Origin of the sequence: Enterococcus durans (assembly GCF_002277935.1) — a bacterium.
Classification (GTDB): Bacteria; Bacillota; Bacilli; order Lactobacillales; family Enterococcaceae; genus Enterococcus_B; species Enterococcus_B durans.
Window position 1 is genome coordinate 2,854,533 of record NZ_CP022930.1, and the last position, 25,074, is coordinate 2,879,606.

The following is a 25,074-nucleotide window of genomic DNA, read 5'->3' on the forward strand; positions in this document are numbered from 1 at the left end:
TTAAGACAATTGGATAAATAACGAATCCAAAAATAACAAACGCAATAAAATAGCTATACACACAAAAAATAAAAATAGAAAATGAATTCCAACTCTTTTTAATAAATCACAACACAAATATTATCAAGTATTATAAAAATAACAACAATTACTTTAAAAAACGGAAAAATAATCGTATTATTTATATAAAAAGCGAAAGAATCGAGAGTGTAAAATATTTTGTGTAAATAGAAAAAAGGAAGTCCCTTCTGTAGAATAGAGTTACCACAACACATTCACAGAAAAGAGGACTTCCATATGAACGATTTTACTACAGAAATTCTAAAGACTCTAGCGAACAAAGGCGATTTGAATGAATTATTCCGTGTCCATTTGGAAAAAGCTGTCAATACGCTTCTCAAAACGGAGTTAACGGCTTTCCTCGATTACGAAAAGTACGATCGCATTGGTTTTAACACGGGTAATTCTCGTAACGGCTCCTATGACCGTACGGTCAAGACCGAGTACGGGGAACTTCATCTCCAGATTCCGCGCGACCGCAACGGCGAGTTCAAGCAACAGACTGTTCCTGCTTATAGACGGACGAATGATACCTTAGAGGAGACCGTCATTCACCTCTTCCGAAAAGGTATTACCATGTCGGAAATCGCAGACTTGATTGAGAAAATGTATGGGCATCACTACACGCCCCAAACCATGTCCAACATGACTAAAGTGCTGACTGAAGAAGTAAATGCATTTAAAGTTAGAACTCTAAATGATAAGTATGTCGCTATTTTCATGGATGCTACTTATATTCCTTTAAAACGGCAAACCGTCTCCAAAGAAGCAATCTATATTGCCATTGGTATACGAGAAGACGGCACTAAAGAAGTACTAAGTTATGCGATTGCTCCGACTGAATCGACCTACGTTTGGAATGAGTTGTTAGAGGACATTTACTCCAGAGGGGTTCATGATGTCTTACTGTTTATTACCGATGGCTTAAAAGGCATGAAAGATACGATTCACCAGATTTATCCTAAAGCTAAATACCAACATTGCTGTGTTCACGTTTCCCGTAATATTGCTCATAAAGTACGTGTCAAAGATCGAAAAGAAATCTGTGATGATTTTAAGGCTGTTTATCAAGCTAGCTCAAAGGAAGAGGCAAATACCTTTTTAGGGAGTATGATTGAGAAGTGGCAGAAAACTTATCCTAAAGTGACGCAGTCACTGATAAAAAATCAAGATTTATTGACTTTTTATGAGTTTCCGCCTGGTATCCGCCGAAGCATTTACTCAACTAATTTAATCGAATCTTTCAATAAACAAATCAAGAAATACAGCCGCAGAAAAGAGCAGTTTCAAAATGAAGAATCACTAGAGCGTTTCCTAGTATCCATCTTTGATACATACAATCAAAAATTCTTAAATAGAAGCCATAAAGGCTTCCAACAAGTGACGGATACATTAGCTTCAATGTTTACTGAGTAACCCATTATTTTGCAGAAGGACGAGTTATTTACACAAAATTATTGACGCTCCCAAAGAATCTCATAAAAGACTAAAACTTATCTTATCCTTAGTTTATCTGTTATTTATATTTTATGTACGTATCGATCAGAAATTATTCGAACAAAAATTTCCATATCAAGAAATTTTTATTCCCATTTTTTTGATTTTATTACTTCTTTATTTTTTCTAAAAAACTAATTATTTATATGAGTACTAAGCGCACCTTATTCCATCGTGATAAAAATATTTTGACTAACTATTTCCTTGACCCTCTCAAAGAGAACTAGATCATGAGCACGTTGGTTGTAAATAGCCTGAAAAACGTGACGGATCAACCATCACTAAACCCCTTATAGAAATCATGCTCGTTGAATGAAGTAGAATATAAAAAAGTATGTGGGAAAAATCTAAAAATCAGTTTCGCTACAGACTCTCGAATAAACAAGTCAGGTTTTTCGGAAATTTTAAAAACATACTAAGATTAGAGGGTAAATTCATCGACGGATGAAATTACCCTCTAACGCTCTTTTAAGCGTATAGTTGGTTGTGAAAGAAAGACCGACCACACTTTCTTGGACTACGAGTCCCAAACAAAAAATGGTCTTCTTCACTGTCATTTTAAAACCTGGTTTAAGTATGTTGGGGCTTCGAGCCCGTGTAAAGGAAATTAGGAACGAAATGAAGCAGTGAAGAATCTTTCAACACTTCTTAGGAGATGAAAATTATGTATGTACTTGCTTTAGATGTCTCAATGGGAAAAAGTTATGTCGTTATTTATCATGAAAATACTTGTCTTTTTGAACAAGAAATTCTTCACGATAAAACACATTTCAATGCACTTCTTCAAGAAATTTATGCTCTTCCAGAACGACCACAAATCGTTTTTGAAGCAACGGGGGTTTATTCAAGAGTCATTGAAACTTTTTGTCAAAAGAATCATTTCGCCTATTGTTTATTAAACCCTTTAGAAGCGAAAAGACAACTGAATATTGACTTACGTTCAGTCAAAACGGATAAACGAGATGCCCATCGACTGGCACAAACACACGGTCAATTTTTGCGGAAACAAAAACAATCTCAAACAGAAGTCTATAAACAAACACGCGATTTTGCACGCTTTTATCAACAAATTGAAAGGGACATTAAACGCACGAGAATGAACCTGCATACCGCTTTACAATTGACTTTCCCAGAATTGGAAACACTTTTCACGAACAGGTTATCAAAACTCGCCTTGAATCTTGTCGAACTTTTCCCCCACCCTGATTACTTGGCACACTTAAGCCAAACTAAGGTAAAAAATGTGTTAAAGAAAAATACGGATAAAAAAATCTCCGATCAAAAAGCCTTGGCTAAAGCACAAACCTTACTTTCACTTGCGCAAAATTCTTATCCAGCTGAATCTGGACAAAGTATTTCTGTTCAAAAAGTCGTGTATTATGCCCAACAATTGAAACAATTGCTTGTAACAAAAGAACAACTCGCCAAACAGCTAGTTGACATTGCGAAACAAACAATAGAATTTGATTTCTATCAAAGTATCCCTGGAATTGGTGAACTTTCTGCAGGACTCATTATTGGTGAATTAGGGGATATTCGGCGTTTTTCTTCTCATAAGCAATTGAATGCTTTCGTCGGTGTTGATACCAGAAGATATCAATCTGGAAAATATACAGCCAAAGAACACATGAATAAACATGGGAATCCGAAGGCCCGAAAAAATTTGTATTTTATTATGATGAACATGATTCGACAACAAGCGGCGGGGCCCAATCATCTTGTGGACTATTACTATAAACTAAAAGCGCAACCTTCGCCCAAAAAGCATAAGGTTGCGCTCGTCGCCTGCATCAACAAGCTCTTGAAATGTCTCCATTCGATGGTACGACATTCAAGTCCGTATGATTACTCATACACGGCCTCTAACGACCAATAAGGAATATATCCTTACCTAGAATTATAGCATACCTAATAAAAAAATTTCTAATTTATTAGGCTTATTTCGTATACTTTTTTCTTGATAAAAACCAATAGAAAAAAGTACTTGACTAAACGTAGGAAAGAACGTGGAACAAAAGTAAGAAACACTTTTGTTCCACGTTCTTTAAAAACGCATAAACGGTGGGAGCGGCAAAGCCTTGATAGATACGTTTTAATTCAATATCAAACTAGGGTCTGCATTCAATCGATAGTCTGCAAAATGTTTCTTTTGTAATTCGACATGTGCAGCTGCTCCGATCATTGCTGCATTATCCCCACAAAGTCTTAATGGTGGGATACATAATTCTATCTCTGGTAAGGTTTCAGTTAGCGTTTGTTCAAGTGTTTCTCGTAACCCCTGATTAGAGGCTACTCCTCCAGCGACGATTAGTTGCTTCACAGGGTACTCTTGACAGGCTCGAATCGTTTTGTTTACCAAAACGTCGATCACACTTGCCTGAAAACTGGCAGCTAAATCATTTTTATCAAGTTTTTCACCACGTTGTTCTGCATTGTGCACAAGATTGATAAATGCGCTTTTTAACCCACTAAAACTGAAATCATAGTTATTTTCATGGATCATTGCTCGTGGAAAGTGATACGCATCTTGACCTTGGTGGGCTAGTTGATCGATTTCCTTGCCGCTTGGATAACTCAAGCCTAAGACACGACCTACTTTATCATACGCTTCACCAGCTGCATCATCTCTCGTTTCTCCAATGATTTCGTAGTCGCCATCTTCTTGCATGTAAACTAGTTCTGTATGTCCACCACTGACTAGTAACGCAAGTAATGGAAATTTAAATGGTTTTTCGAACCGAGCAGCATAGATATGACCTGCCATATGGTTGACAGGGATCAACGGCAAATGATTTGCCCAAGCAAATGCCTTAGCAGCAGAAATTCCAATCAATAACGAACCGACTAGACCTGGTCCATACGTAACTGCTACAGCACTTAACTCTTCAACTGTGACTTTCGCTTCTGTCATTGCTTCTTCAATACATAAAGTGATCTGTTCTACATGATGACGGCTTGCAACTTCAGGTACGACACCGCCAAACCGCTTATGGCTGTTTATTTGTGAGGCAACAATATTCGATAAGATCTCGTTTCCGTTCCTTACGATCGCTACGCTCGTTTCATCACAACTTGATTCAACTGCCAGAATCAATTCTTCATTCATTTTATCGTCTCCGTTTTTAACTTTGTACTCATAATAATCGCATCTTCTACCGGATTGTGGTAATAAGATTTTCGTTTACCTAACATCCGAAACTTCTCTGATTCATAAAGTTTTCGGGCGGGTGTATTGGATAGTCTTACTTCTAAAAAGACTGTATACGTGCCCGCTTTTTTCTCTTCAGCCAATAAAAATCTTAACAGAGTTCGCGCACAACCTCTATGTTGCATCGCTTTTGCCACTGCGATATTTGTGATTTCCGTCTCATCCATTACGTTAGAATAACTTAGAAACCCTTGAATTGTCGAATGTTCGACTAATATACAATAATCAGTATGCGGCTGAAGGATATCTGCTAAAAACTGACTCTTCGTCCAAGGCGACCCATATTCATAAGCTTCTTCGCAAAGGGTCCATAAACATTCCGCCAACTCTTCTGGTTTAAACTTATTTTTTTTATAAATCACTAGTTTCACTCATTTTCTAAAAATTTTACCATGTCTAAAGCGTCTTCGTTCGTTTGAGTATAGTAGCCTTTTCTTACTTTACGTGATTGGAACCCTAATTTTCGATAGAGTCTTTGCGCATCCTGATTACTGATCCTGACTTCTAAAGAAAGAGTCTCACAGCGATTCATTATAGCAAAATCTTCTATTTCGTCAATCAGTTTCGTTCCAAGATTTTTTCGTTGATAAGTTGGGATAACAGCAATATTCGTGATATGGCAATCAAACCCAAAGATTCTTGCACCAATAAAGCCTATAAGTTCGTTTCCCTGAAACACTCCCAGATATAGATTTAAAAAAGGCGATTTCATTTCTGATAAAAAAGCACTTTTTGTCCAAGGCAGCTCTCCGTCATATACAGCACGTTCAACCGCTAATAAATCTTTCACATCATTCGGATTCAATTCTTTGAACTGATAGGCTTGTCCTTTTATTTCTACAGTTTTCGTTGAGAAACTCTTTTTTTCGTAGAACAAACTTCTGGCATATGCTTTAAATTTTTTCAACATAACTTTCTTCTCCGGGACTATGAGTCTCTAACCATTTTTCTTCTGCTTCCACTTTCTTTAAGTAGCGCGGTAAAAAGTTTTGGATATCTTCAACAGGATCATCAGCGGCACCCATTTTAGCTATAGTCGCTCCATTAGGTATGTTCCATTCCGCAAGGCGATTGATTGTTGCTTCTGGTAAGTTTTCAGCAATCTCTGCAGAGAACTTTTGGCAGTCTTCCCCGACAAACAAAATAGATTCATTCGATCCTTTTAAATGGTCAAACAGCTCTGCTAGCGAGATATGAGTATCTGCTAACACTGTTTCAAGATCCCCATTCTTTTGACGATAGATTGCACTATAGACATTTTTTCTTCTTGCGTCGAAAATAGGCACGATAAGCCCTTCAATTCCGCTACAATTTGTTGCAATAGCCTTCAAACTTGATACGCCGACTAATTCTTTCTTTAATGTATATGCTAATGTCTTAGCTGTAGTCACACCGATCCGCAATCCTGTGTAGGAGCCAGGTCCTGCCGAAACAACGATCCGATCAACTGCATCGGGTGTCAATTGGATTGCTGAAAACAATTGATCAATAGTTGGCATCAAGCTGATACTATGATTCTTTTTTACATTGATTTGTACTTGACCCAAAATGTGATTATCATCGATCACTCCAACTGCTAAAGTTTGATTGGCTGTATCTATTCCTAATGTAATCATTTATTTATTCCTTTCTACTTACTACTGTCGTTTTATATTGTAGCATACTTCTAGCAAAGAAAAGAAAAAAGAATTTCAGCAAAAAAGAAAAAAAGTTGTAACAAATACACAACTCTTTTCCTTATTTATACTTATTCTATTACTTACTGATTGGGTTCGTTGATCCTCGCAAGATGAGATCCGTTCCGACAATTATCTTTCTTGAAACAGGAGATTTTTCATTCATCCCTTGAACCAGTGTTTCAACTGCAAGCTCTCCCATCCATTCTGTATAGACCTTCACCGTTGAAAGTGGCGGAGAAACATATTTTGCTACACTGACATCATTAAAACCGATCAGCGAAATATCTTGTGGAACTCTATAATTTTTTTCCGTAATAGCTTTTAATGCACCGATAGCTAATGCATCATTTGCCGCAAACAGCGCAGTTGGAACTTTCTGATGATTTTCTAAATGTTCCTTCATCACTTGGTACCCGGATTCTACGGAAAAATCTGCTTCGATAATTGTCCCCTGCAATCCCTCTGCAGCGATAAGCTGTTTGAATGCACTGCTCCTCGGATCACTGACTCTTTGGCGGCTCTTTTTTGTATACTCTTTGCCAGCAAGCATCGTGATCTCTCTTGCCCCTTGATTTTTGAAATAATCAATGATCTTTTTAATACTTGAAGAGAAATCAACGATCAAAGAATTGATACCGTGATTGGTCCCATCTGAATCAACTAAGAGAAGGTTCGCTTGTGATTTTTTCAATTCCACTAATTGATGTGTATCGAACTTACCTAAAGCAATTGTTCCATCTGCTGGCTTCTCACTTACCGAATCCCACGTTTCTTTTAGTAGCGCAATATTCAACTCTTCCGCTTTCTTCTCAATCCCCAGACGGATCGCAAGATAATACAGATCTTCTAATTCTTCCTGATCATTGTACCATTGGATCAGACGCACAGTTTGTTTGCTTGCAGAACCATTTCTAAGATGCTTCGTATAATTCAAACTTTCTGCGACCTCAAAAATTTTTTTCTTTGTCTCTAAAGCAACTGACAGCTCGCTATCATAGTTAAGAACTCTCGAAACGGTAGCAGGAGAAACACCTGCCAACCGAGCAATATCTTTAATTGTTGCCACTGTCTCTCCCGCCTCTCCGTTTTCCATCCATTTTCTTATAACCCTGCAGTAAAGCGTTCAAAAGCAGCTTGTCCTTCTTCATCACGTTTGAAAACACCCGCGTCTTCTAATACACGTGCAAAAACTTTTCCTACTGCTTCAAAGACGATATTGTCCACTGATTTCTCAGTCAATTCTGGGTGTTCAGCTTTGAGCTGATCCGCCCATTCCACATGATAATCCGCAATATGATGGTCTTTTCCTAATAGATAATTTTTAACCTCTGCTAATTCTGGTTTTAAGCGTGGCGGTAAAACTGCTATCCCCATGACTTCGATTAAGCCAATGTTTTCTTTCTTGATATGTTGGATATCCCGATGCGGATGGAAGATCCCTTCTGGATGTTCTTCTGACGTATTATTGTCACGTAACACTAAATCAAGTTCATAATAGTTATCCCGTTTTCTTGCTATCGGTGTAATCGTATGGTGTGGTGTTCCATCTGGAGAAAATGCATTGACTTCTACTGCTGGATCAGAATAGTTCTTCCATTTTCCCAACACGCTTGTAGCCGCTTCGACTAATACATGTCGATCTGTCGCTTGTAAACGGATCACAGACATCGGCCACTTGACGATTCCAGCAATTACTTGCGGATAATCAGATAATTTGATCAATTTTTCTATTGGCGCTTTTGCCATTGGAAATTCATGACGTCCTGCTTGATAGTGATCGTGAGATAAGATCGATCCCCCTACGATCGGTAAATCAGCGTTTGAACCAACAAAATAGTGTGGCAAGACTTCGGTAATCTTCAGTAAACGAGCGAAAGCCTCCTTCGTGATTCTCATTGGCCGATGTTCTTCTGAAAGAATGATCGAATGCTCATTGTAGTAAGCATAAGGTGAGTATTGAAATCCCCAACTTTCGCCATCCAAGTTCATACGAATGATCCGATGATTCGTCCGCGCTGGATAATTCAAGCGCCCCTTGTATCCTTCGTTTTCCATACACAGCATACATTTAGGGTAATCAACTTTCGCAGCTTGTCTTTCAGCTGCAATTTGTTTGGGATCTTTCTCAGGTTTCGATAAATTGATCGTGATTTCCAGCTCGCCATAATCTGATGGGTAGGTATATTGGATATTTTTTGCGATAGCTCGGGTCTTGATGTAGTCATTTCGCTTGCTCAAATCAAAGAAATAGTTCGTTGCCTCTTCAGGGTCGTTGGCATAATGTTGCGCAAAAAATGCATTGACTACAGAAGGTGGAGGAGTCAAAAAGTCCATCAGTTGTGCTTCGAAAATTTCTTTTTCCGCTGTTAAGTCAGAAACTATTCCATTTTTTTGTGCTTGCTCGACTAAACGATCCAATAAATCCACTGAACCCTCATTGACGGAACGGACTTGGTACACATCCATTGCCTCTTCGCCGATCATGCCGTTGATCCTATTTTGTAGATAGATCCGGTCCATCTCCATCCATCCACCCGCTTCGATCGCTAACGTAGTAAAATCGCAAATCGTTTGACTGATTGTCATCTTTCCTCTACTCCTCGTAACCATTAGGATGGCTGACATGCCAATCCCAAGCAGTTTTAATAATTTCTTTCACGTCTGTAAATTTCGGCTGCCAACCTAAAATCGCTTGTGCTTTTGCACTTGAAGCGACTAATCGACTTGGGTCGCCTGCTCGTCGAGGAGCAATTTTTGCTGGAATTTCTTTTCCTGTCACTTCTCGAGCTGCTTCAAGCATCTCTTGCACTGAATAGCCTTGATTACTTCCTAGATTGAAGAAGTTGCTTTCGTTACCGGCTTTTAGATATTCTAAAGCTAAGATGTGTGCGGCAATCAGATCTTCTACTTGTACATAATCTCTGACGCATGTCCCATCTGGTGTATCATAGTCATCCCCATAAATAGCTAATGCTTCACGTTGACCTAACGCTACTTGCAAGATGATTGGAACTAAATGGGTTTCTGGTGTATGATCTTCTCCTATAGAGGCATCCGATTTAGCACCAGCCACATTGAAGTAGCGTAAAGCGACATACCGCATTCCATAGGCATTATCACACCACTTCATCATTTTTTCCATCATCAGTTTGCTTTCACCATAAGGATTTTTAGGATTCGTTGGGGTACTTTCTGTAATCGGGAATTCTTTTGGCTCGCCATAGGTTGCAGCAGTCGAAGAGAATACGATATTTTTAACATCAAATTCATGCATGACTTCCAATAACACTTGCATACCATAGACATTGTTGTTGAAATATTTTAACGGTTTTTCGACTGACTCACCTACTAATGAACTAGCAGCAAAATGAAGAACTCCTTCAATCGTTTCTTTTTCAAAAACAGATTTCAAAAAAGTTTTGTCGCGAATATCGCCTTCATAAAAACATGCATCTGGATGGACTGCTGCTTTGTGACCAGTCAATAAATTATCCACCACGATTACTTCATAGCCTTTATTGATTAATTGATCCACAGCATGGGAACCAATATAACCTGCACCACCTAAAACTAAAATTGACATATGCCCACTCCTTTTTTCTTCTTTTTAATCAAACATTTACTTCTTGAAGAGCGTGGGACAAAAGTAAGAAACACTTTTGTCTCATTCTTCAAAAACGAATAAACGGTGGGAGCAGAAGCAACTCCTTCTTAAAAAAGCCGAAATCCACAAAAATTTGAAAAGCACTTTTCGTTAATTTCTTCTTATTTCTCGGAGTTAAACACTTCTGTCCCAGCCTTTTGTAAAATACTTTCTTTTTATTTAGTAAATTTATAATAAAACATTTAGTAAATTTTTTCAACAATTAATTGCAAAGGTTTTCAGTTTTTAGACCTCAGACTGGTCTTTTTTTCCATTTTGTTCCATAATAGAGGTAACAACTAATAAACGAGGTGTTTGAGATGAAAAAATTTGTATCAGGTATTTTAGTAGGTAGTCTGGCAACAGCCGCTGCAGTTGCTGGTTTAGTCGCTTCAGTCAAAAAAACAGTCATTGATCCAATCGATGAGAAGGAAGCATTGATCGAAGAAAATCGAAAAAAAGCAATGCGTAAACGTGTTTCTCGCTAATTTTGCTTTAAGAAAAGACCTAAGAGACGCCCTTTCTTAAAAGAGTCGTACTTTTAGGTCTTTTTTTATATCCTTTTACTCTGCAATATATGTTGTGCGATTTGGTCGATTTGTCTTAAATTCCAAGGATCAGTGTAAGGTCTTGAAACGGCAGCCGTCAACCAAGCTACGCCTTCAACTGGGATACCGATACAATAAACCGTCTCCTCTACCTTTCCTTTTTGGTTCACAACTTGGTTTGTTCCTCGAATGACATCAACTGCATTTGTATGGTACTGTTTTTTCTGGTCTTGATAAGTATACGAACGAATAAGCTGATTATTTCTTAGACTCTTTAAAGCTGGGTTTTCTGTGTGAAGGAGGTCATTTTTAGGTACACGTGCTTCAATCAAAAACCTACTTTTGACCGTTACATCTTTATAATCTACAGAAAAACAACCTTCTGACATACGGATATCAATAGGGGGCTCGACCAAGTGAAAAATCCCGGCATCAATCAGAGCAGCTAGTTCTCTTGTTCGAACTGCTGGTGGGCCAATCGTAAGAAACGCATTCAGACGAGTGAACCAACCCCATAACAATTCTTCATATTCCTTTACTGTAAAAATTTCCCATTCGATCGCTTGCCGTATCGGATCACGCCAATCTTTCAATGCATCGAATGTCGACGCAATCGCACCTGTACAGTTTTCCTTTAAAGCTTCATTGATCTGATATGCAATAAACTGTCTGCTTGCTGGTATAAAATCTTGACTAGAACTCAATGGGTCAGCAAAGAAATCCCACGACCAGTGATAAGACATTAGCTCAGGGTACTTCTGTTGCCACAGCTCTTCTTTATCAGAAAGAAAGTCTTGCTCAAATACCGCACTTGAAATCTCTAGCTGATATTCTTCAATGATTTTTTTGTAATAGAACAATTCTGTATCCTTTTTCAATAATTCAAAAAATAAGGTTCCTGTCAATTTCTTCGAATGATACAGCTTTGACAGATTTTCTCTCGTGATCAATCTTGGCAAAGCCATAGCACCTCCCTGTTTTTGATTCTTTCCCCGAGGAAAATAAGGAAGTCCTTTTCTCGAACCGCAATAGACAACTGGTTCCAACCCAGAAGGATGATAAATCAATTTTTCCCCTTTATCTTCAAAATAACCGCCACGGCCAATTGTGAACAGCCCTACGTAGTCGAAAAAACTTAATCCTAATCCTTTCAAAATGACATTTTCTTTTGATGGGATCGATTGAACAGGAACGTCTGCCGGATTTGCAGGGGGCTGATAGAATAAGTTCTCTTTCATTGCGTGATCATAAAGTGTCTTCTCTTCCCCAATCAGTTCATTTTCCCAATGTCCTGTAGCCAAAACCAATTGATCTACCATAAATACTTGTTTGTCCGTCTCCAGTTGATACTGCAGCTCTTTTTTTTGGATTTCAGTAACTAGCCCTTTGACCAAAGTCAGATTTTTGGGGTATGCTTCATTTAATTGTGTATAAAACCAGTGCTGATAGAGTCCGTAAAAGCAGCGGGAACATTGTTCATCCTTTTTTAACTCCCTTGATTCCTTGATAAAATCAGCTTTCATTGGTATATTTTGCTGTTCAATGAAGTCAACTGCGTTTGTCTTACTCCATTGATAAAGATTGGGACCAGGTGAAATAACTCCTCCGCTTGATAACGTTTCATCTGTGAAAAGTGTCACTTGTTGAGATACAGAATTCATTAGTAATTCAGAAGGTTGATCAAGTCGCCAGACTCTGCCACCCGGTCCTACTGGATCAAATAGAATAAGTTCAAGTGCTTGCTCATTTGCCCCATTGCGCAACAATCGTTCAGCCATGCTCAATCCTCTTGGCCCACCGCCTACAATGCCAATTTTCATCCACCGATACTCCTCTCGAGATATTCTTTCAATACGACCGCTTGATTTTGTTTTTCATCCTTTGCGCCATAGACTAGCGTCACTACCGGATAAGTTTCAAGAAGCAACTTTAACTGGGTAATTGCTATCCGTTTTTCTTCCTCTTTTGTCAATTCCTCGCTATATCGTTTAGAAAATTCTGCAAAATGCTTTGGATCATGTCCAAAAAACTTTCTTAATTCTGTACTCGGTGCAACTTCTTTGAGCCACAAATCAAGATGTGCTTTTTCTTTCGATATTCCTCGAGGCCATATACGATCAACTAAAACCCGAACCCCATCATTTTCTTCTCTTTCTTGATAAATTCTCTTTAATTTAATCATTGACTCCACGTTCCTCTTCTATTTCGATCATAGCATAAATGATTCAAATCATAGTCGATTTTGTCCAATTCTACAAAAACTGATCATAAAGAAAAAGTCTAAGAATCTTGAAAATATAAAAAATATTTTCAGATACTCAGACTTTTTAAAAGGATCTTTACTGATTCCTTCAAGTATTGAAGAAATGTTACACTCTTTTACTTTTTACTTTACCTGACCAACCATCATATCCACCTTTTAAGATATAGATATCTTTGTAGCCAGCTTTTCTTAGTTTATTTGCTGTACGTATGCTTAAACTTTTCTTTTGATCATAAATGTACACTGGTTGGTCTTTACGAATCGATCCTAGTGAATCTTTCAAAACTGTATAAGGAATGTTTCTTGCGCCTAGGATGTGTCCTGCATCAAAAACATCTTTTTCACGAACATCAATGACTTGTGCTTTTCGCATGTTTTCTCGGAATTCTTCTTCTTCCAGCGTTTTCGCAGAACGTTTTGCCATTACTCGCAAATAGACTTCCCAAAATACGATTGCAAGAATAATTAGTAGCAATACGATGTTAATAACCCATAAAACCATGTAATTCCTCCACTTTGTTAAGCAAACTTCAAGGCTAATGAAGCAGCACCGATCACACCGGCTTCATTTCCTAATTCCGCTAATTTGATTTTTGTTGATTCTCTTACTTGTGGGAATGTGAATTGATTGAAATATTTTTCGACACGGCTGCGTAAAAATTCACCTGCAGCTGAAACGCCCCCACCTAGAACGATGCTTGAAGGGTTCATTGTATTCCCTAGATTGCCGCAAGCCAAACCTAAGTAGAAGCATACGCGGTCTACAACCATCAAACCAAAAGGATCATTGCCCTCTGCCAATTCAAAGATGTCTTTACTTGTCACTTCTTCACCATCATCAAGCATCTTTTTAAGTGTTGAGTCACCAGCGTATTCTTCGGCTAAGAAGCGTGCTAAACGAACCACACCAGTTGCGCTTGAGACCGTTTCAAGACAGCCACGTTTACCGCAAGTACACTCAAAACCTTCTGGATCAACTGTGATATGGCCAATTTCGCCCCCAGCACCAGCAACGCCATGGATCAAGTTGCCAGAAGCTATGATACCACCGCCCACACCGGTTCCTAGCGTAACGAAGATAACGTCTGGGTCATTTTCCCCAGCGCCTTTCCATCGTTCGCCTAAAGCTGCCACATTGGCATCATTGTCGATTGCAAATTTGATTCCTGTACCTTCTTCAATTTGCTTTCTTACGTATTGAAGTTCAGTCCAGTTTAAATTGTAGGCACCAATGACTGTCCCAGCATCGCTGTCGACACTACCAGGTGTCCCCATACCGATCCCAATAAAATTTTCAGCTTTCATGTTGTATAAATTCAAACGATGATTGATTGATTCAACAATCTCAGGAATGATGCGCGTGCCATCATCCAAAATATTGGTATCGATACTCCACTTTTGTTGAATTTCTCCTTCCGGTGTTAAAATTGCAAATTTTGCTGTTGTACCACCTAAATCAATCCCAATAATTTTTTTGTCCATTACAAGTTTCCTTTCTTTCGGCTTTCTTCTACTCGGTGCTCTCTTTTCAGTATATGCCACGCTGTCATGTATGTATCATGATCGATCAACCGATTATCATAAAGATTCCTCAATTCGATCGTCATCAACTCAATATCATAGATACGTGACCCCACATAGACAAAGATGCCAAACCTTTTGAATAGTTGTTGCACATCATACAAGCTCTCCATCTCTAAGCACTTCCTTCATATTATACAAGTAATCCATATTTTTTTAAACCCAATAAAACACATATTATTAAAAGAAATCCAAAAACGAGAAGTGAAAGTATTCGCTGATGGATCGAATAATCGGTCATTTTTTTGGGTAAACCTAAACAATTCCCTAAAAGCAAACCACCAATGATTCCTCCCACATGTCCCCAGATATCCACCGATGTATCCATGAGACCAAAAACAAAGCTCATCGCAATAAACAGCATATAATGACGAATCATTTGTCTTACCTGATAATCATTTTTGAAATGAAAACCTAATATGAATAATGCGCCAAACAATCCAAATAATGAGGTACTTGCCCCACCAGAAAGGACGCCGGCTTGATTGAACGCAAAGCTAGCTGCATTCCCCATGATTCCGCTGAATAGGTAGATTATAAAAAAGCGCCAATGCCCATAGAGCGTTTCAATTTGTTCACCCATAAAATAGAGAATCAATGAATTCATGGCAAAATGCATCAGACCAAAATGGATAAAGATAGGTGTGATGAATCGCCACCATTCATTCATATAAACGACGAATGGTCCATACATTCCCATAGATGCAGCAATATTATTTGATGGGATGAATTCCATCGCTAAGAATACGATTGTCTGGATTGCCAAGAAAAAGTAAGTGATGATCGGCCTTCTTAACCAAGCCTTTAATTTTATCTGTTGTTGATAATTCATGAAATCCTCCTTTTAAACATCCGTAAATAGTTGTTGGATTTTTTTGTCAAAACTTTCAGGGAGCCATTCGTTATTGATAAGCTCATGGAAAACAAGGCTGCACGTAGCATTGGGGTAATTTTGCAAATATCGATCATAATATCCTCCGCCAAAACCGATGCGATACCCACATTCATGAAAAATGATCCCCGGGACAATCAGCAAGTCAATTTCATCAGGCGAATAATACCGATCAGAAATTGGTTCAAACACACCAAAACTTGATTTTTCAAATGTTGTCTCTTGATCAACCTGATAAAAGGCCATTTGACGTTTAGGTAGTGTTTTCGGAACAGCGATGCTTTTCCCTGCACTTTGAGCTGATTCAATAAGCGGTTGGGTCGAAATTTCAAAGCCATTCGCTATTGTTAGCCCAATAGTTCTTGCCCTTTGCCACTTGCTGCTTTCATACAATTTTTGATAGAGCTTTCGTTCTTTTGCTTCTTTCTCGCCACTCTCGGCTATCCTTTGCAGTTGTTGTATACCAAATTTCCGCAGGTCTTCTTTTGTACGTTCCAAAAAAGTCACCCTTCCTCTTGTTAAAATGGTAGCGGAAAATGCTCAAAATAGCAATTTAACTTTTCAAATAAATGCAGTTTCTTTAAAAAGAAGAGCATGTGGGACAAATCTAAAAATCAGTTTTTTCGGAAATTAAAAAAAAACGAGCAATACAAAAAACGTATTGTCCGTTTTTCTCTCCAATCTCTCAAATCGAAACGACTTTTATCTCGACCTCTTCAAATACAGATAAACAGCAAAAACAGGAACAGCTCCTTCTTAAATAAGCCAAAATCCATAAAATTTGAAAAGTAATTTCACAAATCTTTTCTTAGTCCTCGGAAACAAACATTTTTGTACTAGACTCTTCTTAAAGCTAGGTCAACTTAGAATCTGTTTTTGTTTGGAAAAGAGTAAATACAAGAAATAAGGTGCGCCAATGATGGCAATCAAGATTCCAGTAGGGATTTCTCCGCTTGGTAGAATGATTCGAGCAATACTATCAGCACTATTGACAAAAAGTGCGCCAAATAATCCACTTAAAAGAAATGACCATTGATTTTCTCGTCGCACGATTAGTTTTGCTGCATGGGGTGCAAGTAAACCGACAAAAGAAAGACTACCAGCGACAGCAACACTTCCACAAGCTAAAGCGACAGCAAGTAATAAAAGGATCTGCTGACTTCTTGTTACATTCAAGCCCAAGCTACGTGCTCTTTCTTGCCCTAAGGATAATAGTCCGATCCGGCCACTGAAAAATACCGTAAGAATGAGTATAACAGCTGTCCAAGGGATCAATACCCATACATATGGCCAACTTGCTCCCCAAATCGAACCTGCTAGCCAAGAATTAACAAATCCATAGCTTTCTTTTGACAACTTGATCGTACACAATAACATCAAAGCAGATAACCCTGCATTCACAGCGATACCTGCCAGTAAAATGCGGTTCATGCCAAGCAGTCCATTCCGCTTATGGGCAACGGCATATACTAAGAACGCCGCAAAAGCGCCTCCTAAAAAAGCTACCAATAACAATAAAAACGGGGAAGAGTCATTTGCATAGAATCCTAGATACAGCATCACAAAAAATCCCGCACCCGCGTTTATTCCTAATAAACTAGAGTCCGCTAACTCATTTCTAGTCACTCCTTGTAGTAAGTAACCGGACACCCCAAGGCTCAAACCCGCAACAAGACTAATCAATAAGCGAGGCAGCCGAAATTCAGACACCACCAAAGAATGGAGAGCTTGCCCTTTTCCTACCATCAAGTCGAAGATCTGATCTAGAGAAATAAATGGAGTGCCGATCATCAGACTAGCTAGTGAAGTAATGACAAGTAAAAAAAACAATAAAAAGATAGCATATTGGATCTTTTTCATGCATGTTCCCTCCTAACTTGAAACAATAAGAACGGAACACCAATCAATGCAACCACTAGACCAAAAGGAGTTTCAAAGGGTGGATTGATCATTCGCGCCACATAATCCGCAAACATCACGAATCCCCCACCTAATAAGAATGATGCAGGTAAGACATACCGATAATCCGAACCAACTAAGCCTCGAACCACCGGAGGCACCATCAAGCCGATAAATGATACTGGACCTACCAGTGAAACTGCAATTGCTGCTAAAACAGCTACTAATAAAAATACGACGATCCTAGTCCGCTTAGGATGTCCTCCAAGAGCCAAAGCGTGTGCCTCGCTTAGATTTACTAAAGAAACAGATTTACCTAGTACAAACGAACAACCAACTGCCACTATATAAACAGGCGCAATCACTTTTAGTTGCTGCCAAGTTATGTTTGCAGCTCCTCCGACAAACCAAAAAGCCAAATCTTGTTGAAGATCAAACAATTGGGTCAATGCTTGACTAATAGCAGTAAAAAAGGAACTAATTGCCACACCAATTAAAATAAGCTGAATGGGATTCATCCCCACCCTAGAAAGACTCAAACAAAAAAATACAAGTAACGTAACTAGGAACGACCCTAATAATGAAATCAAGAACACACCAAATGCTGATGTTTTTGGCAAAAAAATAAAACTGACTGCCATTGCTAGCGATGCCCCAGAATTGATACCAAGTAATCCAGAGTCCGCTAAATTATTCCTAGTCACCCCTTGCATCAACGCACCACTAAGTGCAAAGCAGCTTCCCACCAAAAAAGAACCTAAGACTCTAGGGAGCCGAATCGTTCGTATGATCTGTTGTGTTTGAACACTAGCATCAAACTGAAAAATTGCCCGCCACAGATTGGAGAAGCCGATAGACACTGCCCCATTTGATAAAGAAATCACAAAAATAATGAAGATGGCTACTATAAACAATACAAGCGTAAAAAATTTTCTTTTCTGTTTCACTTTTCTCCCTCCTTACGATTAGTCATCAAATCGTAAGATAGAAAGACAGGTTTATTCGTCTCTGGAAGTAGGACGATCTGTGCATCAATTTCAAAGATTTCACGCATCCATTCTTTTGTGACTACTTCTGCTGGTGTTCCTTGAACTACCAATTTCCCATCCTTCATCCCAATCAAACAGTCTGAAAAACGTGAAGCATGATTGATGTCATGGATGGACATCAAAATGGTCGTATGCTTTGCACGATTGATTTCTACTAACAATTCTAAGATTTCTAATTGATGGGCTGGATCTAAATACGTGGTTGGTTCATCCAAGATCAAAATATCCGTCTCTTGCGCCAACGCCATGGCAATCCAAACTCTTTGCGCTTGTCCACCAGATAAACTAGCTAAATCTCTTTCACGAAACTCCAACAAATGAGTGACCTCTAATGCCCAATCGATCGCAGAGAGATCCTTTTCATTCATTCCGCTAAAAAGTTTTTGATAAGGATAACGTCCATATGAAACAACTTCTTCTACCGACATGCCTAAAGGATGCTCACTACTTTGCGCCAGCAATGAAATCTTTCGCGCTAATTCTTTTGGTGCATATGTCGCAATATCAGAACCCGCTACCATGATCTTTCCTTTTTGAACGGGAAGAATTCGTGTAAAACTTTTTAATAAAGTGGATTTACCACTACCATTTGGTCCAATTAGACTGGTAATTTTTCCTTCAGGGATCTTAACAGATAATTTTTCACTGATCTGCTTATTCAGGTAACCTGTCGAAATCTCAACGGCTTCCAATATTGTCATTTTTTTCACCCTTCCATTGAAAATCATTCTCAATTATGAAGGCACTTCACAAATTCGTCAAGCATTACTTTGCCCCTTAGAACTTCTCTAAAAACGGTTGACACCACTTCTATTATCATGAATAATAGCAAATGAGAAAGATTCTCAATTAAAGACGGAGGAAAAAAATGAATCTAAAAACTAAATTATGTACAATCACTAGTACTTTATTGCTGATTGGTCTTTTAGGAGCCTGTTCGTCAACAGACAAAACAAAAACAGCCGAGACTTCTACAACAGAAACTACTAACGCAACGCATACTGTAACAGATACTTTAGGTCATAAAGTCGCAATACCCAATCAACCGAAACGAATCATCGGTAGTTATCTGGAAGACTATCTGATTGCATTAGGAGAAAAACCAGTAGCACAGTGGACAGTTGGCAGTGGCTCAATCCAAGATTATCTGCAAAGCGAGCTTAAAGGTGTTCCTACAATTTCCTATGACCTCCCTTACGAGAAAGTTTTGAGTTTTGAACCTGATCTATTACTGATCTCCTCTTCTGCTACAGTTGAAGGTGGCAAATACGATCAATATAGTAAGATTGCTCCAACCTACGTCGTAGAAAATGGCACAGAGGTCACTTGGGAAACACAACTGAAAGATATCGGAAAAGTCCTTGATAAAAAGGAACAAGCAGATAAGATCATCTCTGATTATCAGAAAAAAGTCACAGAGACACGCACCGAATTAGCAGATAAGATCAATGGCAAAACAGCCGCAGTCTTATGGGTAACCAACAATTCTGCTTTCATGGTAAGCGAAAATCGTTCAAGCGGACGAATCGTCTACGGTGATCTACAGTTTGGAGTCCCTCCTCTAGTTGCAGAAGTTTCTAAAGAAGCCACTTCTGATTGGTCTGCTGTTTCTTCTGAAAAACTAGCAGAATTAGATGCAGACTATATTATTTTAGTCAACAGTGATAAAAAAGCAGCCATGTTCAACGAAGCCACTTGGAAAAATCTTAAAGCAGTCAAAGCAAACAATGTATTAGAGTTTGGCCCTGAATCAAGTTGGCTATACAATGGTCCTATTGCGAGTGAACAAATGGTCGACGATATCAAAGAGCGATTAAACTAAGAATCACTATCATGAAAAAAGCCTTGTCTCCAATGAAATATTTCTCCGTATCAATCGATGATCCAATCGAACTTTTAAGGAAAAATCCCATTGGTCCAAGGCTCTTTTTCTATTTTTTTCAAAATCAATTAGCCTATTTGCTTTTTCTCAAATGATCGTTCGTTTATAGGATCAAAATCAAGCAATTTCAGATGATTGCTCAAAGAAAGATACAAAATTTGGTTTCTCTGTTACGCATCAAAATCAATTTTTGCATTTTGATAAAAATACTTCAATACTGCATATGTTCTATTAGGCATTTTAAACATGATGAGCGTGGGAGCAGAAGCAACTCCTTCGAAATTAAACCGAAATTCACAAAAATTTGAAAAGCAATTTTCGTTAATTTCTTCTTATTTCTCGGAGTTAAACAATTCTGTCCCCACCTCATTCAGCCTTCGCCACTCGTCTTTGCCATTTCTGAAAACGATGAGGATACTGATTTTCTTCATCAACTATGCCCACATGTTCTTCCACGAGGTCAAAATCAGAAAAATCGATCTCACCGATAAATGTATCTCCTTCAAAGGTAGCATCAATCAATGTACGCCAAATAATCCCAGTTTCTGGTAATAATTCCTGAAAAATCCGACTGCCACCTGATACATAAATATCCTCTGAACAATTCTTCGCATACGCAAGTAGTTCTTCAATTGAATGCATCACTTCTGCGTTCTCTTCTACTTTAAAATCAGTTTGGCTTGTTAAGACGATAATCTTTCGGTAGGGTAAGGACAATTTTCCCATGCCTTCATAGGTTTTTCTCCCCATCACCAATATTCTATTCATTGTATGTTCTCTAAAAAAACGCATATCATTAGGCAATTTCCATGGAAGTAACCCATCTTTGCCAATCAACCCATTTCTATCTTGTGCCCACATTGAAATAAACATCTGTCTCATCCTCTCTGGTATGCTATAAAAAGCATACACATTTATCGAAAAAATAACCAGTTATTAAGCAAAAAAGACTGAACCATCCTCAGATGTCCAGTCCTTTTTGCTAAGTCTTATCCATCATATACAAATGAACAAGAACTTTATTTATGCTTATTTAGTTTCACGGTGTAAAGTAACTTTACGTTCGCGTGGGCAATATTTTTGTTTTTCCAAACGATCAGGGTTGTTACGTTTGTTTTTGCTTGTCAAATAGTTACGTTCTTTACAAGAAGTACATTCTAAAGTAATGTTTACGCGCATGTTTTTCCCTCCCATTTTTACTAGAATCCTCTAAGATGACTCTCAGACTTGACTATCTTACCATGATTTCCACCAGATTACTAGCCTTTTCCTGAAATTTGTTAAGTAGATTTACTTGACGAAGAAAGAATAAATCATGATGCTGTAAACAAATTCTTTTTCTTTTTTATAGCTTACGTTTACACTATGGATTATAGAAGGAAATGCAAGAAGAATAATACAATCATTTAAAGGAGGAAACATTCATGCCATGGAATATGACAGACTACCCACCTTCAATGAAAAACCTAGAAGAACTTGTTCGAAAAAAAGCCATTGCTATCGGCAATGCGTTATTATCTGATGGATATCCAGATGACCGAGCGATCCCTATTGCGATCAAGCAGGCAAAGGAATGGTATGAAAATGCTGACAAATCAGAGAAAAAAGAATTTTCAGAAGAAAAAAATCCCTCTAAAACAGACAAACACGAAAAAAATCCACGAGCATCAGAGTTGATCAATGCCAATGTGAACGTCAGATTTGAAGAGGATCAATGGATCGTCATATCAGATGGCGCAAAAAAAGCAAGTCAACGCTTTGCAACAAAAAAAGAAGCCATTGAAAAAGGCAAAGAGATCGCTCAAAATAAAGAAACAACTTTGACTATCTACAAAAAAGATGACAGCAAAGAAAAAGAAATCAGCTATTCTGCTGAAAAGAATTAACACCAACCAACACACCTTGATTTTTTACTATCGTGGATGGGGAGAATTCAACCCCATCAGTTGGATATCATTGAGCAAAAAGAGCATGAGACAAAAGTAAGAAACACTTTTGTCTCATGCTTTAAAAACAAATAAACGGTGGGAGCAGAAGCAACTCCTTCTTAAATAAGCCGAAATTCACAAAAATTTGAAAAGCAATTTTCATTAATTTCTTCTTATTTCTCGGAGTTAAACACTTCTGTCCCAGCCTCTTTCACTTTGAATAATTGTCAGAAAAAAACTTAGCTTCAGACAGTTACATAATCAATTGCTTCTGCTTGAGGAACTGTTTCTTCAACAAAGAACACGTTGTACCAAGTCAAAAAGCTGAAAATCGTCCAAATTTTCCGTTGTTCTTCTTTACGGCCTTCATAATGATCATTCAATAACTTCATGATTTTTTCTTGATCAAAGAATTCTTTCGCAAAATCTGCTTCAAATAATTCTTTTACTTGTCGATAGCCATGGTCTTCTTTTAACCAAGCTTTGATTGGTACAGGGAAGCCTAATTTCACTCGGTTCGACCATTCTTCTGGTAGATGTTTATTCGCTGCTTGACGGAAAACATCTTTCGTGTTGTTTTGATTCAACAGATATTTACTTGGAATCTGTTGTGCCAGTTTCATGACTTCGATATCCAATAAAGGCACTCGGACTTCCAGAGAACTTGCCATTGAAAGTTTATCAGCTTTCAGCAAAATATCCTTCGGCATCCATTGATGAAGATCGACATACTGCATTTTATTGACCTCATCAGCAATTTTATCTGTGTTCGCATAATGAGCAGCCATAATATCCTTGACTGTTGGCGCTTGTTGGAAATCATCAGTTAAAATATCTGCAGCTTCCGCTTCTTCAAATACCCGTGCATGCCCGATAAAATATTCTTTAGCAGGTGCTAGAGATTCGTATAAATGGATTCTCCCATGGAAATTTTTCATTTTCCCAATTTTACGGCCAAGATTATATCTTGTCCCTTTAGGCAATTTTTTCAATCCTTGCGCAATTACACGAATAAATTTTGAATTAGTATGGAATCCATACGTTTGGTAACCAGCAAATAGTTCATCTGCGCCTTCACCAGATTGGACAACTCTCACACTTTGCGATGCTAGATTTGCTAAAAAATAGAGCGGCACACATGAGGGATTTGAATCAGGTTCATCTAAATGATACTGGATCAAAGGAAAAGCCTTGAAGGACATATCGCCATCGATCACAGCCGCGGTATTGTCTAGATCCAAACGCTCAGTCAATTTTCTCGCTTCGATTGCTTCGTTATACGTCTTGTCATCAAATCCAATAGAAAACGAATGATCTGGTTTAAGCACTGAAGTCACATAACTAGAATCAACACCACTAGATAAGAATGAACCGACTTCTACATCGCTTATTTTATGTGCTGCAATAGAAGACTGCACTGTTTCATCAATCTTGTCGATCCATTCTTGTCTTGAGTGTTCTCCTTTTGTTTCAAAGTCGGCATCCCAATATTGTTGGATATCCAGTTGTCCATCTTTATACGTAAAATAATGGCCTTCTGGTAAGCGGTGGACACCCTTGAAAAATGTTTCGCCATTCAATGGTGAGTATTGGAAAGTCATATATGGTTTCAACGCTGATTTATTTAATTCTTTTTTGAAATCTGGATGTGGTAAAAAACTCTTTATTTCTGATCCAAACATGAATGTTCCATTCATTTCAGCATAATAATAAGGTTTGATACCAAAATGGTCACGTGCCCCAAATAATTCATTTTTTTCATTATCCCAAATAGCAAATGCGAACATCCCACGTACTTTTTGTAAAAGATCAGTACCCCATTCTTCATATCCATGCAACAATACTTCTGTATCTGCGTGGGTTTGGAAAATATGACCTGCCTTGATCAATTCTTCTCTCAAAGGTTGGTAATTGTAAATTTCACCATTGAAAATAATGATTTTCGTACGATCTTCATTATAAATAGGCTGTGAACCGCCTTCCAAATCAATGATACTTAAACGTCTAAACCCTAAAGCAACAGATTGATCAATATATTCTCCAGCACTATTTGGTCCTCGATGAACGATTCGATCCATCATTGCATTCACTATTGCTTTTTTATTATCTTTGTTATTAACAAATCCTACAATTCCGCACATCTATTTTTCACATCCTAAATAAATAGTTACACTCATTAATATCCGTTCATGTGCATCTTATCATAGTAAACACGCATAGAACGAGTAATTACACCCTTACACTTTCGTCACATGAAAATAAATTGAAACCTTACATTTATCTTATAAAAAAAAGAAGGCTCGTCAACTAATTTACCACTTTTTTTGCTACGGCGCTATCTTTTATTCCAGGTTTTAAAAATAATCCTTGTTACTTAATCATGAATACAATTTACATCTATGACAATTCAATATCTCGTCTGATTTATGTATCAGCTTTCAAATTGATCTACTCCGATCTTGGACACTGAAAAAGTAATTTTTCGCACCTCCTCTATTAGCTGAGTTAGACGAACTTTTACTCAATAGCTCGTTGGTTCGAATCCTGACAATCTGGTACAAAATTTTTGCTATGAGTAGCTGGCCAATGTACAATATAATAAAGCGCTCTCATTAAGCCGTTCAGGGATAGATCAAATGAAGATTATTTATTACTCTATAGATAAACAACAAGAATGGAGGTTAACCAAAATGAAAAATTTATTAGCAGCTGGCTTCATGTTTGTTGGTGGTGCGATACTTATGTTAGCAGAAGAATATGCCAACTGGGTCCCGATTGCAGGAAGTATCATTGCCCTCATCGGTTTGGGAATGTTGATCTATTATTTGTTCAGCAAAGATGGAACTTACAATGGAAACTAAACAGCTCTTCGTGAACATGAGATGCACAAATCTACTAGAAAGAGAGTGGGATAAAAGTAAGAAACACTTTTGTCTTATTCTTTA

At 38.0% G+C, this 25,074-nt stretch carries 26 protein-coding genes; 6 read left to right on the forward strand and 20 right to left on the reverse strand.

Annotated elements, in window-relative coordinates; all coding sequences use genetic code 11:
* The first annotated feature begins 297 nt into the window (after positions 1-297).
* Both CJZ72_RS13510 and CJZ72_RS13515 read left to right on the forward strand, forming a co-directional pair.
* The gene (locus tag CJZ72_RS13510; RefSeq protein ID WP_081133701.1) at positions 298-1,476 is read left to right on the forward strand and encodes an IS256-like element ISEfm2 family transposase; all 1,179 of its coding nucleotides are present in this window, start codon (positions 298-300) and stop codon (positions 1,474-1,476) included.
* A gap of 736 nt (positions 1,477-2,212) precedes the next feature.
* Positions 2,213-3,433 carry an IS110 family RNA-guided transposase gene (locus CJZ72_RS13515; protein ID WP_095443959.1) on the forward strand — a complete coding sequence of 407 codons (1,221 nt, stop codon included), beginning with the start codon at positions 2,213-2,215 and terminating at the stop codon, positions 3,431-3,433.
* 216 nt (positions 3,434-3,649) lie between these two features.
* Here the strand turns inward: CJZ72_RS13515 and tsaD are convergent, their stop codons facing one another.
* The 7 genes from tsaD to galE form a co-directional block, all read right to left on the reverse strand.
* The gene (gene tsaD, locus CJZ72_RS13520) at positions 3,650-4,663 is read right to left on the reverse strand and encodes a tRNA (adenosine(37)-N6)-threonylcarbamoyltransferase complex transferase subunit TsaD (protein WP_081134981.1); all 1,014 of its coding nucleotides are present in this window, start codon (positions 4,661-4,663) and stop codon (positions 3,650-3,652) included.
* A complete protein-coding gene (rimI, locus tag CJZ72_RS13525; RefSeq protein ID WP_025479857.1) occupies positions 4,660-5,127 on the reverse strand; it encodes a ribosomal protein S18-alanine N-acetyltransferase in 468 nt (155 codons plus the stop codon). Before rimI (CJZ72_RS13525) ends, tsaD begins: the two co-directional genes overlap by 4 nt.
* 5 nt (positions 5,128-5,132) lie before the next feature.
* Complete coding sequence (gene rimI, locus CJZ72_RS13530; protein ID WP_005875967.1) at positions 5,133-5,675, reverse strand: ribosomal protein S18-alanine N-acetyltransferase; 543 nt, start codon at positions 5,673-5,675, stop codon at positions 5,133-5,135.
* Complete coding sequence (tsaB, locus tag CJZ72_RS13535) at positions 5,659-6,381, reverse strand: tRNA (adenosine(37)-N6)-threonylcarbamoyltransferase complex dimerization subunit type 1 TsaB (protein ID WP_005875969.1); 723 nt, start codon at positions 6,379-6,381, stop codon at positions 5,659-5,661. Before tsaB ends, rimI (CJZ72_RS13530) begins: the two co-directional genes overlap by 17 nt.
* A gap of 139 nt (positions 6,382-6,520) precedes the next feature.
* Positions 6,521-7,510, reverse strand: coding sequence for a LacI family DNA-binding transcriptional regulator (locus CJZ72_RS13540; protein ID WP_005875971.1), 990 nt, complete (start codon positions 7,508-7,510; stop codon positions 6,521-6,523).
* A 35-nt stretch (positions 7,511-7,545) separates the two neighbouring features.
* Positions 7,546-9,030: a UDP-glucose--hexose-1-phosphate uridylyltransferase gene (gene galT / locus CJZ72_RS13545; RefSeq protein WP_095443960.1), complete on the reverse strand. Its 1,485-nt coding sequence runs from the start codon at positions 9,028-9,030 to the stop codon at positions 7,546-7,548.
* Between the two features lie 7 nt (positions 9,031-9,037).
* A complete protein-coding gene (gene galE, locus CJZ72_RS13550; protein ID WP_095443961.1) occupies positions 9,038-10,027 on the reverse strand; it encodes a UDP-glucose 4-epimerase GalE in 990 nt (329 codons plus the stop codon).
* Between the two features lie 380 nt (positions 10,028-10,407).
* On the opposite strand from galE, the gene CJZ72_RS13560 reads away from it, so the two are divergent.
* Positions 10,408-10,575 carry a DUF3042 family protein gene (locus tag CJZ72_RS13560; RefSeq protein ID WP_081134976.1) on the forward strand — a complete coding sequence of 56 codons (168 nt, stop codon included), beginning with the start codon at positions 10,408-10,410 and terminating at the stop codon, positions 10,573-10,575.
* Positions 10,576-10,640: 65 nt separating this feature from the next.
* Here the strand turns inward: CJZ72_RS13560 and CJZ72_RS13565 are convergent, their stop codons facing one another.
* The 10 genes from CJZ72_RS13565 to CJZ72_RS13610 form a co-directional block, all read right to left on the reverse strand.
* A complete protein-coding gene (locus tag CJZ72_RS13565) occupies positions 10,641-12,455 on the reverse strand; it encodes an FAD/NAD(P)-binding protein (RefSeq protein ID WP_095443963.1) in 1,815 nt (604 codons plus the stop codon).
* The gene (locus tag CJZ72_RS13570) at positions 12,452-12,817 is read right to left on the reverse strand and encodes a DUF488 domain-containing protein (protein WP_005875980.1); all 366 of its coding nucleotides are present in this window, start codon (positions 12,815-12,817) and stop codon (positions 12,452-12,454) included. The genes CJZ72_RS13565 and CJZ72_RS13570 overlap by 4 nt, the downstream gene beginning before the upstream one ends.
* 187 nt (positions 12,818-13,004) lie before the next feature.
* Positions 13,005-13,400 carry a rhodanese-like domain-containing protein gene (locus CJZ72_RS13575; RefSeq protein ID WP_005879493.1) on the reverse strand — a complete coding sequence of 132 codons (396 nt, stop codon included), beginning with the start codon at positions 13,398-13,400 and terminating at the stop codon, positions 13,005-13,007.
* 17 nt (positions 13,401-13,417) lie between these two features.
* Positions 13,418-14,380, reverse strand: coding sequence for an ROK family glucokinase (locus CJZ72_RS13580; RefSeq protein WP_095443964.1), 963 nt, complete (start codon positions 14,378-14,380; stop codon positions 13,418-13,420).
* Entirely contained in the window at positions 14,380-14,592 is a 213-nt protein-coding gene (locus CJZ72_RS13585; protein ID WP_005879489.1) for a YqgQ family protein, read from the reverse strand. The genes CJZ72_RS13580 and CJZ72_RS13585 overlap by 1 nt, the downstream gene beginning before the upstream one ends.
* A gap of 20 nt (positions 14,593-14,612) precedes the next feature.
* Positions 14,613-15,311 (reverse strand): rhomboid family intramembrane serine protease, encoded by a 699-nt coding sequence (locus CJZ72_RS13590; protein ID WP_005879488.1) that lies wholly within the window; start codon positions 15,309-15,311, stop codon positions 14,613-14,615.
* A gap of 12 nt (positions 15,312-15,323) precedes the next feature.
* Positions 15,324-15,869 (reverse strand): 5-formyltetrahydrofolate cyclo-ligase, encoded by a 546-nt coding sequence (locus CJZ72_RS13595; protein ID WP_179135153.1) that lies wholly within the window; start codon positions 15,867-15,869, stop codon positions 15,324-15,326.
* Positions 15,870-16,229: 360 nt separating this feature from the next.
* Positions 16,230-17,231: a FecCD family ABC transporter permease gene (locus CJZ72_RS13600; RefSeq protein ID WP_081134971.1), complete on the reverse strand. Its 1,002-nt coding sequence runs from the start codon at positions 17,229-17,231 to the stop codon at positions 16,230-16,232.
* The gene (locus tag CJZ72_RS13605) at positions 17,228-18,217 is read right to left on the reverse strand and encodes a FecCD family ABC transporter permease (protein WP_081134970.1); all 990 of its coding nucleotides are present in this window, start codon (positions 18,215-18,217) and stop codon (positions 17,228-17,230) included. Before CJZ72_RS13605 ends, CJZ72_RS13600 begins: the two co-directional genes overlap by 4 nt.
* Positions 18,214-19,020 carry an ABC transporter ATP-binding protein gene (locus CJZ72_RS13610; protein ID WP_081134968.1) on the reverse strand — a complete coding sequence of 269 codons (807 nt, stop codon included), beginning with the start codon at positions 19,018-19,020 and terminating at the stop codon, positions 18,214-18,216. Before CJZ72_RS13610 ends, CJZ72_RS13605 begins: the two co-directional genes overlap by 4 nt.
* A 167-nt stretch (positions 19,021-19,187) precedes the next feature.
* Between CJZ72_RS13610 and CJZ72_RS13615 the strand changes: the two genes are divergently transcribed.
* The gene (locus CJZ72_RS13615) at positions 19,188-20,141 is read left to right on the forward strand and encodes an iron-hydroxamate ABC transporter substrate-binding protein (protein ID WP_081134966.1); all 954 of its coding nucleotides are present in this window, start codon (positions 19,188-19,190) and stop codon (positions 20,139-20,141) included.
* 426 nt (positions 20,142-20,567) lie between these two features.
* Here the strand turns inward: CJZ72_RS13615 and CJZ72_RS13620 are convergent, their stop codons facing one another.
* Positions 20,568-21,074 (reverse strand): dihydrofolate reductase, encoded by a 507-nt coding sequence (locus CJZ72_RS13620; protein WP_081134965.1) that lies wholly within the window; start codon positions 21,072-21,074, stop codon positions 20,568-20,570.
* A 156-nt stretch (positions 21,075-21,230) separates the two neighbouring features.
* Entirely contained in the window at positions 21,231-21,395 is a 165-nt protein-coding gene (gene rpmG / locus CJZ72_RS13625; RefSeq protein ID WP_002320810.1) for a 50S ribosomal protein L33, read from the reverse strand.
* A 230-nt stretch (positions 21,396-21,625) separates the two neighbouring features.
* On the opposite strand from rpmG, the gene CJZ72_RS13630 reads away from it, so the two are divergent.
* Positions 21,626-22,087, forward strand: a complete 462-nt coding sequence (locus tag CJZ72_RS13630) for a DUF2188 domain-containing protein (RefSeq protein WP_081134963.1) — start codon at positions 21,626-21,628, stop codon at positions 22,085-22,087.
* Positions 22,088-22,374: 287 nt separating this feature from the next.
* On the opposite strand, the gene asnB is transcribed toward CJZ72_RS13630, so the two are convergent.
* Entirely contained in the window at positions 22,375-24,270 is a 1,896-nt protein-coding gene (gene asnB, locus CJZ72_RS13635) for an asparagine synthase (glutamine-hydrolyzing) (RefSeq protein ID WP_081134961.1), read from the reverse strand.
* A 549-nt stretch (positions 24,271-24,819) separates the two neighbouring features.
* On the opposite strand from asnB, the gene CJZ72_RS14570 reads away from it, so the two are divergent.
* Positions 24,820-24,990, forward strand: a complete 171-nt coding sequence (locus CJZ72_RS14570) for a hypothetical protein (protein ID WP_005879469.1) — start codon at positions 24,820-24,822, stop codon at positions 24,988-24,990.
* Positions 24,991-25,074 lie beyond the last annotated feature (84 nt).

Coding starts and splice junctions, on each gene's coding strand:
- CJZ72_RS14570 (WP_005879469.1), top strand. CDS start 24,820: ATGAAAAATTTATTAGCAGCTGGCTTCATGTTTGTTGGTGGTGCGATA.
- CJZ72_RS13580 (WP_095443964.1), bottom strand. CDS start 14,380: ATGGACAAAAAAATTATTGGGATTGATTTAGGTGGTACAACAGCAAAA.
- CJZ72_RS13630 (WP_081134963.1), top strand. CDS start 21,626: ATGCCATGGAATATGACAGACTACCCACCTTCAATGAAAAACCTAGAA.
- rimI (WP_005875967.1), bottom strand. CDS start 5,675: ATGTTGAAAAAATTTAAAGCATATGCCAGAAGTTTGTTCTACGAAAAA.
- CJZ72_RS13585 (WP_005879489.1), bottom strand. CDS start 14,592: ATGGAGAGCTTGTATGATGTGCAACAACTATTCAAAAGGTTTGGCATC.
- CJZ72_RS13610 (WP_081134968.1), bottom strand. CDS start 19,020: ATGACAATATTGGAAGCCGTTGAGATTTCGACAGGTTACCTGAATAAG.
- CJZ72_RS13590 (WP_005879488.1), bottom strand. CDS start 15,311: ATGAATTATCAACAACAGATAAAATTAAAGGCTTGGTTAAGAAGGCCG.
- CJZ72_RS13620 (WP_081134965.1), bottom strand. CDS start 21,074: ATGTTTATTTCAATGTGGGCACAAGATAGAAATGGGTTGATTGGCAAA.
- galT (WP_095443960.1), bottom strand. CDS start 9,030: ATGACAATCAGTCAAACGATTTGCGATTTTACTACGTTAGCGATCGAA.
- CJZ72_RS13600 (WP_081134971.1), bottom strand. CDS start 17,231: ATGAAAAAGATCCAATATGCTATCTTTTTATTGTTTTTTTTACTTGTC.
- tsaB (WP_005875969.1), bottom strand. CDS start 6,381: ATGATTACATTAGGAATAGATACAGCCAATCAAACTTTAGCAGTTGGA.
- CJZ72_RS13570 (WP_005875980.1), bottom strand. CDS start 12,817: ATGATTAAATTAAAGAGAATTTATCAAGAAAGAGAAGAAAATGATGGG.
- CJZ72_RS13510 (WP_081133701.1), top strand. CDS start 298: ATGAACGATTTTACTACAGAAATTCTAAAGACTCTAGCGAACAAAGGC.
- CJZ72_RS13515 (WP_095443959.1), top strand. CDS start 2,213: ATGAAAATTATGTATGTACTTGCTTTAGATGTCTCAATGGGAAAAAGT.
- tsaD (WP_081134981.1), bottom strand. CDS start 4,663: ATGAATGAAGAATTGATTCTGGCAGTTGAATCAAGTTGTGATGAAACG.
- CJZ72_RS13565 (WP_095443963.1), bottom strand. CDS start 12,455: ATGAAAATTGGCATTGTAGGCGGTGGGCCAAGAGGATTGAGCATGGCT.
- CJZ72_RS13560 (WP_081134976.1), top strand. CDS start 10,408: ATGAAAAAATTTGTATCAGGTATTTTAGTAGGTAGTCTGGCAACAGCC.
- galE (WP_095443961.1), bottom strand. CDS start 10,027: ATGTCAATTTTAGTTTTAGGTGGTGCAGGTTATATTGGTTCCCATGCT.
- asnB (WP_081134961.1), bottom strand. CDS start 24,270: ATGTGCGGAATTGTAGGATTTGTTAATAACAAAGATAATAAAAAAGCA.
- CJZ72_RS13615 (WP_081134966.1), top strand. CDS start 19,188: ATGAATCTAAAAACTAAATTATGTACAATCACTAGTACTTTATTGCTG.
- CJZ72_RS13575 (WP_005879493.1), bottom strand. CDS start 13,400: ATGGTTTTATGGGTTATTAACATCGTATTGCTACTAATTATTCTTGCA.
- rpmG (WP_002320810.1), bottom strand. CDS start 21,395: ATGGGAGGGAAAAACATGCGCGTAAACATTACTTTAGAATGTACTTCT.